15 protein-coding genes are annotated in these 14,664 nt (G+C 63.9%); all 15 read right to left on the bottom strand.

Going from position 1 to position 14,664, the window contains the following annotated elements; all coding sequences use genetic code 11:
- Positions 1-57: 57 nt before the first annotated feature.
- Positions 58-2,262, bottom strand: coding sequence for a YgiQ family radical SAM protein (locus tag PO883_RS11935; protein WP_289309961.1), 2,205 nt, complete (start codon positions 2,260-2,262; stop codon positions 58-60).
- A gap of 245 nt (positions 2,263-2,507) precedes the next feature.
- Positions 2,508-2,882: a DUF4404 family protein gene (locus PO883_RS11930; RefSeq protein WP_167086084.1), complete on the bottom strand. Its 375-nt coding sequence runs from the start codon at positions 2,880-2,882 to the stop codon at positions 2,508-2,510.
- Between the two features lie 10 nt (positions 2,883-2,892).
- Positions 2,893-3,105 carry a VF530 family DNA-binding protein gene (locus PO883_RS11925; RefSeq protein ID WP_167086083.1) on the bottom strand — a complete coding sequence of 71 codons (213 nt, stop codon included), beginning with the start codon at positions 3,103-3,105 and terminating at the stop codon, positions 2,893-2,895.
- A 127-nt stretch (positions 3,106-3,232) separates the two neighbouring features.
- Positions 3,233-3,616 (bottom strand): SLOG family protein, encoded by a 384-nt coding sequence (locus tag PO883_RS11920; RefSeq protein ID WP_289309960.1) that lies wholly within the window; start codon positions 3,614-3,616, stop codon positions 3,233-3,235.
- A 103-nt stretch (positions 3,617-3,719) separates the two neighbouring features.
- A complete protein-coding gene (locus tag PO883_RS11915; RefSeq protein ID WP_289309959.1) occupies positions 3,720-4,100 on the bottom strand; it encodes a DUF4279 domain-containing protein in 381 nt (126 codons plus the stop codon).
- 24 nt (positions 4,101-4,124) lie between these two features.
- The gene (locus PO883_RS11910) at positions 4,125-4,592 is read right to left on the bottom strand and encodes a hypothetical protein (protein ID WP_289309958.1); all 468 of its coding nucleotides are present in this window, start codon (positions 4,590-4,592) and stop codon (positions 4,125-4,127) included.
- A 108-nt stretch (positions 4,593-4,700) separates the two neighbouring features.
- Entirely contained in the window at positions 4,701-4,976 is a 276-nt protein-coding gene (locus PO883_RS11905; RefSeq protein ID WP_289309957.1) for a hypothetical protein, read from the bottom strand.
- Positions 4,977-4,988: 12 nt separating this feature from the next.
- Positions 4,989-5,630 carry a hypothetical protein gene (locus tag PO883_RS11900; RefSeq protein WP_289309956.1) on the bottom strand — a complete coding sequence of 214 codons (642 nt, stop codon included), beginning with the start codon at positions 5,628-5,630 and terminating at the stop codon, positions 4,989-4,991.
- 127 nt (positions 5,631-5,757) lie between these two features.
- The gene (locus PO883_RS11895; protein WP_289309955.1) at positions 5,758-6,396 is read right to left on the bottom strand and encodes a hypothetical protein; all 639 of its coding nucleotides are present in this window, start codon (positions 6,394-6,396) and stop codon (positions 5,758-5,760) included.
- Positions 6,393-6,896, bottom strand: a complete 504-nt coding sequence (locus tag PO883_RS11890; RefSeq protein ID WP_289309954.1) for a hypothetical protein — start codon at positions 6,894-6,896, stop codon at positions 6,393-6,395. Before PO883_RS11890 ends, PO883_RS11895 begins: the two co-directional genes overlap by 4 nt.
- Complete coding sequence (locus PO883_RS11885) at positions 6,880-7,458, bottom strand: 2OG-Fe(II) oxygenase (RefSeq protein WP_289309953.1); 579 nt, start codon at positions 7,456-7,458, stop codon at positions 6,880-6,882. The genes PO883_RS11890 and PO883_RS11885 overlap by 17 nt, the downstream gene beginning before the upstream one ends.
- Before the next feature lie 10 nt (positions 7,459-7,468).
- Positions 7,469-8,743: a tetratricopeptide repeat protein gene (locus PO883_RS11880; RefSeq protein WP_289309952.1), complete on the bottom strand. Its 1,275-nt coding sequence runs from the start codon at positions 8,741-8,743 to the stop codon at positions 7,469-7,471.
- A 33-nt stretch (positions 8,744-8,776) separates the two neighbouring features.
- Positions 8,777-10,012, bottom strand: coding sequence for a hypothetical protein (locus PO883_RS11875; protein WP_289309951.1), 1,236 nt, complete (start codon positions 10,010-10,012; stop codon positions 8,777-8,779).
- Positions 10,013-10,136: 124 nt separating this feature from the next.
- Positions 10,137-12,266 carry a M3 family metallopeptidase gene (locus PO883_RS11870; protein ID WP_289309950.1) on the bottom strand — a complete coding sequence of 710 codons (2,130 nt, stop codon included), beginning with the start codon at positions 12,264-12,266 and terminating at the stop codon, positions 10,137-10,139.
- Between the two features lie 117 nt (positions 12,267-12,383).
- On the bottom strand, positions 12,384-14,519 hold the full coding sequence (locus PO883_RS11865; RefSeq protein WP_289309949.1) for a M3 family metallopeptidase: 2,136 nt from the start codon (positions 14,517-14,519) through the stop codon (positions 12,384-12,386).
- Between the last annotated feature and the right edge of the window lie 145 nt (positions 14,520-14,664).

Genomic DNA, 14,664 nt, shown 5'->3' with positions numbered 1-14,664 from the left:
CCGTCGCCCCCCGCGCCAGGGGGGGCGACGGGGGTTAATTGCCGGTGCCGGCGGGGGTTATTTGCGGCGCGCCCCGGCCTTGGCCACAGGCGCAGCCTTCGGCTTGGTCTTGATCGTCGCCAGGATCGATGGACGCACCTTCGATTCCGGGGCGATGAAGGGCGTCGGCGCCAGCGCGCGCTCGGTCTTGCGCTTGGGCGCGGCCGCAAACTTGTCGAGCGTGCCGGCGCCCGAGGTCTGCCGCTTGCGCTCGCCCGCCGCCAGGCCGCCGTCTTCCGACGCCTGCCAGCTCGGCACCAGGTGGCGGTCGCCATTGCCGATCAAATCGCCACGGCCCATCTTGACCAGCGTTTCGCGCAGGATCGGCCAGTTGGCCGGGTCCTGGTAGCGCAGGAAGGCCTTGTGCGCACGGCGCACCTTGCCGCTCTTGGCCGTTTCCACGATCTCGGAATCGGCCGTCACCTTTTTCAGCGGATTCTTGCGCGAGTGGTACATGGTGGTGGCCATCGCCATCGGGGTCGGCATGAAGGTCTGCACCTGGTCGAGCTTGAAGTTGTTTTTCTTCAGCCACAGCGCCAGGTTGAGCATGTCTTCGTCCGTCGTGCCCGGGTGAGCCGCGATGAAATAAGGAATCAGATACTGCTTCTTGCCAGCTTCCAGCGAGAAACGGTCGAACATTTCCTTGAATTCGTCGTAAGCGCCGATGCCGGGCTTCATCATTTTCGACAAAGTACCTTCTTCGGTGTGCTCAGGTGCAATCTTGAGCAAGCCGCCCACGTGGTGGGTCACCAGTTCCTTGACGTATTCCGGCGAACGCACGGCCAGGTCGTAGCGCAGGCCCGAGCTGATCAGCACTTTCTTGATGCCAGGAATGGCACGCGCCTTGCGGTACAGGGAAATCAGCTTGCTGTGGTCGGTACCGAGGTTGACGCAGATGGTCGGATACACGCACGACAGGCGGCGGCACGACACTTCGATTTCCTTGTCCTTGCAGGCCAGCCGGTACATATTGGCGGTCGGGCCACCCATGTCGGAAATGGTGCCGGTGAAACCCTTGGTCTTGTCGCGGATATGCTCGATTTCGCGCAGGATCGACGGCTCGGAACGGCTCTGGATGATCCGGCCCTCGTGCTCGGTGATCGAGCAGAAGGTGCAGCCGCCGAAGCAGCCGCGCATGATGTTGACTGAAAAGCGGATCATGTCCCAGGCCGGAATCTTGGCCTTGCCGTAGCTCGGGTGCGGGGCGCGCGCATAATTCATGTCGTACACGCCATCCATCTCGTCCATGGCCAGCGGCAGCGGCGGCGGGTTGAGCCAGACGTCGCGTTCGCCGTGCGCCTGCACCATCGCGCGCGCATTGCCGGGGTTCGATTCGAGGTGGAACACGCGCGAGGTGTGCGCGTACATCACCGGGTCTTCCTTGACCACGTCGTAGGATGGCAGGCGCACCACGGTCTTGTCGTGCTTTTCCTTGGCCATGGCCAGGCGTTCTTCGCGCGACATGATGCGGATCGGCTTGACCACTTCCTTGGGCTGGGCATTGTCGGTGGCGCAGGCGGACTTGTCTTCCTGGGCCATCGCGTAAGGATCGTGGTGGGCGTCGACCTTGCCGGGCACGTCGACCCGGGTCGAATTGTGCACGCCCCAGTCGTCGCCGGGCAGCCAGCCTGGCGGCACCATGAAGGCGGTGCCGCGCAGGTTGCGGATATCCTTGATGTGTTCGCCGGCCGCCAGACGGTGGGTCAGGTCGACCAGGGCGCGTTCGGCGTTACCGAACAGCAGCATGTCGGCCTTGGAATCGGGCAGCACCGAGCGCCGCACCTTGTCGGACCAGTAATCGTAGTGGGCGATGCGGCGCAGCGAGGCTTCGATCGAGCCGATGATGACCGGCACATCGGGGAAGGCTTCGCGCGCGCGCTGGGCGTACACGGTGACGGTGCGGTCCGGGCGCTTGTTCGGCTCGCCGTTGGGCGTGTAGGCGTCGTCGGAGCGGATCTTGCGGTCGGCCGTGTAGCGGTTGACCATCGAGTCCATATTGCCGGCGGTGACGCCGAAATACAGATTGGGTTTACCGAGCACGCGGAAAGCTTCGGCCGAGAGCCAGTCCGGCTGGGCGATGATGCCGACCCGGAAGCCTTGCGCTTCGAGCAGGCGGCCGACCAGGGCCATGCCGAAACTCGGATGGTCGATGTAGGCGTCGCCCGTGACGAGGATGACATCGCACGAATCCCAGCCCAGGGCGTCCATTTCGGCGCGGGACATGGGAAGAAAAGGCGCGGCGGGAGCGCGGCTAGACCGTTTCGGGACGGTCGCAAACAGGTTTGTTGGGGAGTTCATTGGGCGGTATTGTACCGGAAAACCTTCCGGAGCAACTTGCCTCCGCCCTTTTTCAAGGGCGATTGCAACGAAAAAACGTCTTATGTTTCAACAACTTGTGACGTTTGTGCCACATTTACAGGCAGCTGCCGGGGCTGGAGCAAGGCCCGCAAGCAGCGCGGCCTGGCTACTTAGATACCCATGTTTGACAGCATCCGGCCCAGCTCGCGCAGGGCGGGCTCCAGGCGCGGGTGTTCGGCGGCGAATTTGGCAGTGATTTCCTGGGTGCGCTCGGCCAGCCCGTAGGTGGTGGTGTCGGCCGGTTCGGCTGGCAGGTAAGCCGCCGGGTCGTGCGCCGTAGCGGACGCTTCGGCTTGCTCGGCAAGCGCATCCTCGCTGATGGCGGCCAGGGCAGCGGAAGCACGCTTGTCCAGCAGGGCCTGGATGTCGCCGTCGAGCTGCATCAGCAAGCCTTGCAGTTCTTCATCGACCTGATCCGTCTGCGCCAGGCTGGCATGCAGGGTTTTCAGGTGCGACTTCAGGTTCGCTGTGTCGTCGTTCAACATGTCATCCTCGTTAGTTGTCAAAAGTGGTCGCCAGATACAGTTCTTCCACCCTGGTCCGCGCCCATGGCGTCTTGCGCAGGAATTTCAGGCTCGACTTGATGCTCGGATCGCTGATGAAACAATTGATGTCGATCCGCTTGCCAAGCTCATCCCAGCCGTAATGCGCGACCAGCCGGGTCAACAGTGATTCTAAGGTAATACCGTGTAAGTCGTGAACACTCATTGCTGCGCTTGATCCTATGGGGGTGGGGGGGGGAAAGGCCATACCGTCCTTATACACCCAAATGGCGGCGTAATCCATCGCGCAGCGCGGCCAGCTTGAGCGTGCTGGGGACCGTGGCGCGTGCGCATTACTCGCGGAAAATGCGCACCTCGGCAGAGCGCCGCTGCGCGAGCTCCACCATGTGGACGGTGCCGCGCGCGCAGCCGGGCTTGCCGTAGTCCGCGTGGAAAGCCAGCACCAGGTCAATGCCGGTGTCGAGCATGCGTTGGTTCAGGCCACGCCAGGCTTCGCCGGGAAAGGCCAGCTGGTCGGCGCGGTTCTTTTGCATACGCTGCACGGTCAGGCCCAGTTCCGTGGCGACAGCCATCGCGCAGGCATCGGCGCCCGGGGTGTCGCCGGTGACGATCACGCTGTGCGGCGGCAGTGGCGACAATGCGCGCCGTATCGTGTCGGGGTTGTCCCAGGTGGTCGAACCCGTGACCAGCACGCGCAGGAAGGGCCGCTCAGACACAGGTAAAGTTAAACATGAGCTTCAAATCGAAGCGCTTGATCAGCTCGGTTGTCGACTTCCCGGTGGCAATCATCGGGTATGGTACTTCCGAAAGGCATCCCAGTCACAAATCGGCCGAGTCGGCTTGTGCGATCACCCCGCGCAGGAAATCGGCGTGGGGAGTCAGGGTTTCCAGCAGCCAGTCGACATGGTCGTCGAGCGGCAGGCTCCTATCCAGGGGCGAGGAGAGCAACCACAGATCGTGCTTGTTAAGGCGCTCTGAACGAGGATAGCGCGGCTGGCCAGCCAGACGCAGCATTGTCGGCACAAGGCCGGTGACCGCATTGATCTCGTCATGCAACTTGCCCGCCCCAAAGATGCGCAGCGCCGCGTCATATCGGAAGTAGCGCGAGGTATGGCGCTCCCATTTCTCCATGGCGCCGCGCTCCTGGCGCTTGTGGATACGGCTCAGTTTTCGCTTAAGCGACGCGCGCACATGGGCCATCGATGTTTCCTCGCAAAGGCAAGCTTATTTACGGAACAGCCATTCGCCGCTGGCCTGGCGCTGTACTTCGTGGCGCGACTTGCCCGACTCGCCGCTGCTGTCGGAGACGTACACCACTTCAAAGCGCAGGGCGTTCTTGGCCGGCATGTCCCAGCCATGGATGCGCACCACCGTGGCGCACTCGCCCTTGGTGTGGCGGCGCATGGTTGGCAGCGGGCCACCGATGTAATTGTTGTTCGGATAGGTCTTGCCCGGCGCCGCGTACACGTTGAGCGCGCTGGCGTCGTAACCACCGAGGCAGGAATTCGCCTTCAGGAACGGTGCAATGATCGGTGCCGCTTCCGCGACGGCCTGCTGCAGCGCCTTGTTGGTGGTTTTTACTTGCAGTTCCGCATCGATCTTGGCCGCTTGGGCATCGGTGATCGACGCCAGCTGCGGTCCTTTTGCCAGCGACGTCGCGGCTGCGCACAGCAGCAGGGGAAGAAGGAGCATGTTGGTATGGCGGCGCATAATACCTTTGTCGCAATGATGTTTTGATTGCATTATCTTAACATTAATCAAATCGAGAGAATGGCTGGGTCAACCATGGATGCGCAGCGATCAGCGACGACCCAGGCGCGCCAGCAAAGCCGCCACACCCCACCAGATGGCGGCCCAGAACAGCACCACGCAGACCCATCCCGGCACGGATGGCGCGCCCCAGCCGCCGGATGCGCCATTGCCGAACACCGGCAGCCTGAGCGCATCAAGGACGAACAAGGGGCCGTAGATGGTGGCGGCGATGGCCGCTCCCACAATGCTGGTACCGGCCCAGATCCAGGCGATCAAGGCATGGGCGGTCGCCAGGCCGACGAACAGCACAGTACGCCGTTGCATGATGTTCACTCGTCAGGATGGCTCAACCGGGCGCGGGCCCGAGCGGCTTGCTTGCGCTTCGGCGGCAACGGCCAGCCGTTCCAACAAACGCAACTGCGCGTCGAGGTGGGCGCTCTGCGACTCCAGCAGTGTGATCGTTCTGTTTTGTAGCGAACCCTTGCCACTCACCCGCTTGATAAAGAAAAGGAACACGCCAACCAGCAGCAGAATCGGCCCCCAGCTGTACAGATAGTCAAGCAGGACCGACATCGTTGACGGCTCGGGGTGCGCCTTGATCGCCACGGCCGAGACGACCCGAATTTCCTGCGACACGTATGCCTCTTTGGCGCGCGCGGCCAGCTCGCGAATACGGAACGCAATTTCACCCGACGCCGGCACGACAAGGCCATCGACAGGCCTCGTCACGGTATCGACGAGGACGTGGTTGGCGTCGAAGTATTTCACTTCCAGCATGACGTCGCTGGCGCCGTCGACGGACGCATTCTTCAGCGTTGCCAGGGACGTCACCATGCGCGGCTCATCCGACACGCTGAGCGAGGTATTGCTGATCGCCAGTTGGTCGACCCTGGCCGGGGAATCGTTGTGGTAACTACAGGCAAGCGCCGAAGACGAGAAGACCAACATGCAGGCCGACCCTACGATCAATTTTTTCATGGTACTTTGAGGTGAGATGTGTCTAGGGGATGAACAGTGCAGTTGACGGCCCTGGCCTGCGCCTTGGCCGCGCTATCTCCAGCGGCGGACAAAGCGTGCCGCATTGTTCCCAGGCTTGCGGATGGGTTCAGTCGTCAGCCGGCTGCGCAGTGCCGCGTGCCTGCGCTTCGGCAACCAGCGCCAGCCGCTCAAGCATGCGTGCATGCGTGCCGAGGTGGGCCGTCTGCGTTTGCATCAGCGCCAGGGCGGTGGTGGTCGCCGACTGCTTGCCGATCAGGCGTTTCATGAAATAGATCAAGAAGCCAAGCAAGGCCAGCAAGGGTAGCCAGGTGACCAGGAATGCCTGCATGAACGGGCTGAGCGCGGATTTTTCCAGGGGCGGACTGATCGCCTCGGCGGAGACCACGCGCACTTCCTGCGACACGTACGACGCCGCCGGTTTGTCGAGACGCTCGCGCATGCGGAACGCCACCTCGCCAGCCGCTGGCGCAATCACGTTGTCGACACAGCGCGTGAAGGTATCGACCAGCGCATGCTTGGCGTCGAAGTATTTCACCTCGAACATCACTTCCCTGACCCGGCCGGCGGACGCATTCTTCAGCGTACCGAGCGTGGTGGCGGTACGCCCATCCTCGGACAAGCTGAACGTCGCCTTCTGCACCGCCAGCTGCGTAAGCGGCACCGGGGTGCTGCCGTCGCGGCCGCAGGCGAACGCGCTTGCGGACATGGCCAGCAAGCACGCGGCGTGCGCGATCGGTTTTTTCATGGTGCTTCCAGGTGAGGTGTTTCAGGAAGGCGGACAGCGCAGCCGACGGGGCTGGCCTGCGCCTTGGCCACCGCCTCGCCCGCTGCAAAACAGCCCCATATCATCACGCCCAGCAAGTACCCCGCCGGCAGCAGGTGCACCGTGCCGTACAGGGTGGCGCGCCATCCACGCACGATGCGCCTGGGCGAAAACACCTTGGTGCCGGGGGCGGGAAACTGTCCGCTGCGCAGGCTGCGGTAACCGGGCACGCCCAACACCAGGCCCGCCAGCGCCGCAAACAGCAGCGGCAAGCCGACGAAGAGGCCGTAGTTCAGCACCACGATGCCATTGACGCCGCCGATGTCGCGGCACCCCGCCGTCGCGGCAAACGCCGCCAGCCAGGGAGAGAACCACAGCTTGGCCGCCAGCAGCAGCGCGAGCGCCGGGGGCAGGATGATCAGCGCGAGGCGCAGCCGCTCGGCGCGCGTGTATTGTTCTGCAAATTCAGGTGTTTCCAGCATGTTCCTTATCCTGTGGCGGGTTGGCCGGGCGGTACATGACGTCCGAGCGCAGCACATACTTGACGCCGCCGGCCAGCGCGGCGCCCTCGTGCCAGGTGTCGTGCACGAACAGCAGGGCCGACCCGGTCCTCGGCGTGACGCGAAATTCCTTGAAGACCGTGTCGCCGCCCTCGTAGCCCTGGTTCAGGTACACGAGGAAGGTCAGCTTGCTGCTCAATCCATCCTCGCTCCACGGGCCATCCTTGTGCATCTTGAAGCGCTGGCCCGCCGCATACTTGTAGAAGCGCAGTTCGCGCGGCAGCCCGAGCGCCGCCTGGCCGTCGAGTTCGGGCAGGCCGGCCGCCGCCAGGCGCTGCCACAGCAGGGCGATCCAGTCGGGCGCGTCGAACTGGGCGCGCTCGTTGTTGCGGATCATCGGCATCGGCCTGGCGCCTTGCGCGGTGCGGACCGCGGCCGCCGCGAAGCCGCGCGCTTCGGCCAGCGCGATCAGCGCGCCGCACTCGCGCACATCGAGAAAACCATCGATGGACCACACCGCCGGCGCATGGGTGACGGCCTGCATGGGGCTCGGCTTACCTCTTCTTGCGCGCAGCGCGTGGCGCCGGACGCGCGCACTTGTCGTCGAAGACCGAGGCCTCGACCAGAAAATCGCGCGCATCCGCATCCTTGGGCATGGACGTGCGCAAGGATGCGGCGATGGAACTCACTTCCGCATCCAGCGCGCTGGCGCCGCCGCAGCCGGCAACCCGGCGCTTGATGGTGGCGGCCAGCATGGCCGAGCGGCCGTGCTTGACCGAATTGGGCATGCTGACGCGCCGGATGGCCAGCACCTCCTCGTAGCGCAGCAAGGCCGCCGGGTTCTGGTCCTGATGCTCGTGCATGCTGCCGATATCGTTGATGATGGCGACCGTTTCCTCGGATTGCGCACCGAAGGTTTGCACGGCCTGCGGCAGCATCGCCTCGAACAGTTCCTGGGCGCGCTTGTGGCCGCGCTCCGCGCTGTAGCTCATCGCATGCGCGGCGCGCACTTCCAGCGTCACCGGGTCGGCCATGCCGAGCGTGGTGCCGTACACCGCGATGGCGCGCTCGTACCATTCGCGCCCGGTCCGGTTGTCATTCTCGCGCATGTAACTGCCGCCCAGGTTCACATAGCTCATGCCGACCTGGTAGCTGTCCTCGCCATGGACCTTGCGGCGCAGCTCCAGCGCCTCGGTCAACAGGCGGCGCTCGCCGGCCACGTCGCCCTTCAGGCCCAGCATGCGTCCGAGCGCGTCCGCCGCATCGGCTTCGAGCTGGGGGTTGGCGTTCTTGCGTGCCTGCGCCAGCACCTCGGCCATCTCGGCCTGGACGCTGCCGAATTCCTTCATCTGCATGCGCTGCTCGGCGCTGTCGAGCATGGCCTGGGCGGCCTGGTTCGATTCCTTGCCGTAGCCGGCCCGGCAGGCTTGCACGGCGGCGGCATAGCCGGTGCGGCTGGCCACCGGGTCGCCGCTGTCGCTGGCGCGCTGGGCGTCGAGCCCGTACGCGTGGCACAGCACTGCGGAAGCATCGTGCGTGCGGGTTTTCTCGGCGCGGGCACCGGCGATGGCTTGTTGCAGGGCCGCCGTCGAGGCGGGGGCCTTGCCTTCGTTATCCAGCGCCAGCGCATTGCAATACAGGCGCTGCGGCCCGAATTCGAGCGCGTCGGCATCGGTACAGCAATCGGCGCCGCTACAGCGCGGGCCGCCCTCGCCCGGCTCTTCGGTCAGTTGTACTTCGGGTGGGCGCACCGGTGCGGTGGTACAGGCAGCCAATCCAAGGGCGCACAACAGGACGGACGCGAGCGGGAGAAAGCGAGGTGTGAGCATAGAGGCAACGTTCGGAAAGAGGGACGTGCCTGATTATAGAGCATTGTCGCTATACCAATTTTTATCAAGGAAGCTGGGACGTACCGGCGCTTGCTTCAGGTGGCCGATGAGGCGCTCGACATGGCGCACCTCGTCGATGCCCAAAAAACCATAACGCTGCAAACAGTTCCCGCTCCTGGACATCACCTCCGATGCGGGTTCGAGCAGCAGGTCGCCGCTGTCGGCGCGCCCGCCGATGCAGTCGGCATGCACCAGGCCGGCCGGTGCGTAGGTACGCGTGACGAGCGGACCGCTGGCGTCGATCGTCAGGGCCCGTCCGCTGGTAATGGCATGCACCACGCTGAGCGCAGCCTTGCGCATCTTGAACGGCTGATACAGGTGGTAAATACCAATCGATAGAAACATCAACGGCACGCACAGCATCATCAATGGGGCGATGTCTCCCGGCCGATTGCTTGCCCACATTGCCGGGGCCAGAAACCCGGTGAGAACCAGGCTAAAGAGCGTCCACACGATAAAAAAGGATTGCTCCGCCAGACCTCTTTTCAGATAACTGCCAGGGATGGGCTGCGCGGCCCAGACCAGCCGTTCGTCCGGCGCCATTTCCGCGCGCAGCGCCTGGCGCAGCTTGTCCGGCAAAGGCCCGATATCGGGCGTGATGAGGCACTGCTGGAAGCTGGCATGCGGTGTGTTGGGCGCGAGCGGCAGCGTCTTCGCCAGCGCCGCGATGAGTCCATGCACGCGCCGCACCCCGCCAATGCCGAGCATGCCGTGGCGGTTCGTCGTATAGCTGTCACCGTCGTATTCGTGTTCGGTTTCCAGTATCAGGTCGCCCCAGCCGCCGGCATGCTCGGTGCGTTCGATTTGCTGCAACTGCACGGGACGATACGTCCTGATCGTTTCGGGATCGTCGCCGCCCAACAGGATGACGCGCTCGCTGGTGATGGCGTACACCACGAAGCGCGCCTGTTCCTTGAGATCGGAGGGCGAGCGCAATCCACGCACGCCAATCAGCAGAAACGGCACGCCGATCAGCGGCAGGAAATCGAAGTCGAGGCCGTAGATGATGAGCGTACGGGCGAGGCCGCCGACAATCCACAGCAGCCCGCAGACCACCATCGCTGCAAACACCACACGGACCTGGTATGCCTCCCGCTTCATATAGTGCCGGGCGATCGGCTGGCCGACCCAGACCAGGCGCTCGTCCGGTGTCAAGGCCGCTTGCAGGCGCTGTTGCAGGTGTTTTGACAGTACCGCGATATCGGTCAATCTGGCTCCATGAAGGAAATCGGTGCCGCCATTATCGCGCATCGCCGCATGCGGCCGCCAAAGTGCCGGGGACGAAAAAAATGCCGTCCTGGGCGAACGGCATTTTTGAGAAGTCCAGGCCGGCTTACCTGGCGTTCAGCCCGCGCCGTTCCAGCAGCGGTTCGATGGTCGCATCGCGGCCGCGGAAGTTGCGGTACATCTGCATGGCATCGAGCGTGCCGCCTTTCGACAGCAGCGTCTTGCGGAAGTGATCGCCATTCTTGCGCGACAAGCCGCCGTTTTCCTTGAACCATTCGACGGTATCGGCATCCAGCTTTTCACTCCACAGGTAACCATAGTAGCCGGCCGAATAGCCGCCCGAGAACACGTGCGAGAAGTAGGTGGAGCGGTAGCGTGGGGGCACCGGCGCGAAATCGACGCCGGCGTCCTTCATCGCGGCCGCTTCAAAGGCCAGCACGTCGGTCGGGATGTGGACCGCATCCAGCTGGTGCCAGCGCTGGTCGAGAATGGACGAAGCCAGGTTCTCGGTGGTGCGGTAGCCTTCGTTGAACTGCTTCGACCCGATCACCTTGTCGAGCAATTCCTTTGGCATCGGCTCGCCGGTCTTGTAGTGTTTGGCGTAGTTGCCGAGCACTTCGGGCCAGAGCGACCACATTTCGTTGACCTGCGAAGGGAATTCGACATAGTCGCGCGGCACGGCGGTGCCGGCAAAGCGCGGATAGCTCACGTCCGAAAACATGCTGTGCAGCGCATGACCGAATTCGTGGAACAGGGTGCGCAGTTCGTCGTAGGTCAGCAAGGTCGGTTCGCCAGCGGCCGGCTTGGGGATGTTCAGGTGGTTGCCGATGACCGGGCGCGTACCCATCAGGTGCGACTGCGGCACGTAGGCATTGGCCCAGGCGCCGCCGCGCTTGTTCGCACGCGCGTACAGATCGGCCACGAAGATCGCCAGCGGCTTGCCGTCGGCATCGATCACGTCGAACACACGCATGTCGGGGTCGTACACCGGCAAGTCCTTGCGCTCCTTGAAGGTGAGCCCATACAGCTGACCTGCGGCATAGAACACGCCCTTGGTCAGCACATTATTCAGTTCAAAATACGGACGCAGCTGGCTCTGGTCGAAATTGAAGCGCTGCGCGCGTACCTTGTCGCTGTAGAAGGCCCAGTCGTGGGCGGCCAGCTGGAAGCCGCCCTTGCCGGCGTCGATCATGGCCTGGATGTCGGCCGCTTCCTTGCGCGCATTGGCCACCGCCGGCTTGACCAGCTCGGCCAGCAGCTTGTTGACGCTGCCGGTATCTTTGGCGGTCTGGTCGTCCAGCACGTAGGCGGCATGGTTCGGATAGCCGAGCAGGGCGGCGCGCTCGGCGCGCAGTGTGGCCAGGCGCAGCACCACGCCGGTATTGTCGAACTTGCCGCCGTGGCTGCCGCGCCCCATGGACGCTTCCTGCAGGCGCTGGCGCACGGCGCGATTGGTCAGCACCGCCATGGCGGCCTGGCCCGTGGTGTTGGTCACCGCGAGCATGAACTTGCCTTCCAGGCCATTCTGGCTGGCATTTGCGGCCGCCGCATCGATGGCCGCTTCCGGCATGCCATCGAGTTCCGCGCGGCTGTCGACCACCAGCGCGGCCGCCTTGGCCTCGCCCTGCACGTTCTGGCTGAAGGTGGCTTGCAAGGTCGCCAGTTCGGCGTTGTAGGCCTTGAGCTTGCGCTTGTCGGCCGCGTTCAGCCTGGCGCCGGCACGGATGAAATCCTTGTGATAGCGCTCCAGCAGGAACGCCGCTTCGGCGTCGAGCCCGAGCTTGTCGCGCTTGGCGTACAGCGTTTCGATGCGCTCGAACAGTTTCTGGTTCAGGCTGATGGCGTCGCGGTGCGCCGCCGCCTTCGGCGCCAGGGTGAGCTCAAGGGCCTTGATCGCGTCGTTGCTGTTGCCGGCCCCTAAAATGGAGAAGGCCCCGCTGACGCGGTCGAGCAGCGTGCCGGAACGTTCCATGGCCACGATGGTGTTCTCGAACGTGGCCGGCTTGCGGTGATTGGCGATGGCGTTGACCTCGGCGGCCTCGCGGCGCATGCCTTCGGCAAAGGCCGGGGCGAAATGCTCGATCCGGATCTTGTCGAAGACCGGGTAGTTGAAGGGCAAGGTGCTGGCTTTGGCAAGCGGGTTGGACGCGGCCAGCGCGGCGCTGGCCGGCGCGCTGAAGGCGAAGCTGGACACGGCCAGGCTGGCCGCGATGATCATCAGTTGGGGACGGGTCATGGTGGTGTGCGAATCGAGGAGGGGAAGGGATGGTGCGGCGCCGTCGTTCCGGCGCCAGGACGGCGCGGAACGACGGTGTGACGGTGACGGCACTGGCTTGGCCAGCGCGGCCTGGTCTTAGTTGACGGTCAGGCCGCGGCGGTTCAGCAAGGGCTCGATCTTCGGAGCGCGGCCGCGGAAATGACGGAACAGGTCGAGTGCGTCGACCGTGCCGCCGCGCGAGAGCAAGGTGTTGCGGAAATGGTCGCCATTCTTGCGCAGCAAGCCGCCATTTTCCTTGAACCATTCAACCGTGTCGGCGTCCAGCTTTTCGCTCCACAGGTAGGAGTAGTAACCGGCCGAGTAACCGCCCGAGAAACTATGCGAGAAGTAGGTGGTGCGGTAGCGCGGCGGCACCGGCCCGAAATCGACACCGGCGTCTTTCAGCGCGGCCGCTTCAAAGCCGAGCACGTCGGTCGGAACCTGCGCCGCGCTCAACTGGTGCCAGCGCTGGTCCACCAGCGAGGCCGCCAGGTATTCGGTGGTCAGGAAACCCTGGTTGAATTTCTTCGCTTCGATGAACTTGCCCAGCAATTCCTTGGGCATCGCTTCGCCGGTCTTGTAGTGCTTGGCGTAGTTGGCCAGCACTTCCGGATCGATCATCCACATCTCGTTCACTTGCGAAGGATACTCGACGAAGTCGCTCGGCACGTTGGTACCGGAGAAACGCGGATATTTCACGTTCGAGAACATGCCGTGCAGCGCGTGGCCGAATTCGTGGAAGGCGGTCTTGACTTCATCGACCGTCAGCAAGGTCGGCTCGCCGGCCGGCGGCTTGGGAATATTGAGGTGGTTGGCAATCACCGGATGCGTGCCCAACAGGCCCGACTGCGGCACATAGGCATTCATCCATGCGCCACCCTGCTTGTTGCTGCGCGCGTACATATCGGCCAGGAAGATGGCCAGCTGCTTGCCGTCGGCATCGAACACGTCGAACACGCGCACGTCCGGGTTATACACCGGCAAGTCCTTGCGTTCCTTGAAGGTCAGGCCGTACAGCTTGCCGGCGGCGAAGAACACGCCGTTGACCAGCACGTTGTCGAGCTCGAAATACGGCTTGAGCTGGTTCTCGTCGAAGTTGAAGCGCTGGGCCCGCACCTTGTCGCTGTACATGGCCCAGTCGGCCGCGCCGACCTTGAAACCGCCTTTTTCAGCATCGATGACTTTCTGGATATCGTCGGCTTCCTTGCGCGCATTGTTCACGGCAGGCTTGGCCAGTTCGGCCAGCAAGGTGTTGACCACGCCGGTGGTCTTGGCGGTCTGGTCTTCCAGCGAATAGTCGGCGTAGGTCGGGTAGCCGAGCAGGGCGGCGCGTTCGGCGCGCAGGCGGGCCAGCTTGACCACCACCTGGCGGTTGTCGAATTTGCCGCCATGGCTGCCACGCGCCAGCGACGCGGCCATCAGGCGCTCGCGCACCGCGCGGTTGGTCAGCACCGCCAGCGGCGGCTGGCCGCTGGTGTTGACCAGCGCGACCAGGAACTTGCCTTTCAGGCCGCGCTTCTTGGCCGCCTCGGCCGCCCCATTGATGTGCGCATCGCTCATGCCGGCCAGTTCCTCACGGGTATCGACGATCAGCGCCGAGGCGTTGATTTCCGCCAGCAGGTTCTGGGTGAATTTGGTCTGCAGGCTGGCGATTTCGCCGTTGAATTTTTTCAGCTTGTTCTTCTCGGCCGTCGACAACTGGGCGCCGGCGCGCACGAAATCCTTGTGATAGCGCTCCAGCAGGTAGGCCGATTCCGCATCGAGGCCCAGCTCGGCGCGCTTGTCGTACAGCGCCTTGACGCGCTGGTACAGCTTGGCGTTGAGGAAGATCGCGTCGTTATGCGCGGCCATTTTCGGCGACATGGCGCTGTCGATGGCGTCCAGCGCCGGATTGGTGTTGGCGCCCTGCAGGGCGGCGAAGACGGTGGCCACGCGCGTGAGCAACTGGCCCGAACGCTCCATCGCCACCACGGTGTTCTCGAAGCTCGCTGCCTCGGCATGGTTGGCGATGGCATCGATCTCGCGCAACTGCGCGCGCATGCCGGCCTCGTAGGCGGGGCGGAAATGATGATCCTTGATCTTGTCGAAGGCCGGGTATTGGAACGGCAAGGTGCTGGGCTCGGCAAACGGATTCGATGCGGCCAGTGCGCCAGCGGGAGCGGCTGGGGCGGCAAAGGCGGTGGTGGCCAGCGCCAGGCTGGCGGCGACGATAAGCATGTGGGGACGGGTCATGGCATCTTTCACGAGCGCTAATGGAAGCTGCCGACGGATAGCCGGCAGCGCATGAGCGCACGATCATAGCAGCATGCTCACAGGCCTGTCATCCGTGAAGATGTATGCATATGCCGGTATGGGCGCAGGTATGGACGCGCCAAGC

It is taken from the genome of Massilia sp. DJPM01, from assembly GCF_030348125.1.
In the GTDB taxonomy this organism is placed as follows: domain Bacteria; phylum Pseudomonadota; class Gammaproteobacteria; order Burkholderiales; family Burkholderiaceae_D; genus Telluria_A; species Telluria_A frigida.
Note: the sequence above shows the minus strand (reverse complement) of the source record. Positions and strands in the feature narration are given on the sequence as shown.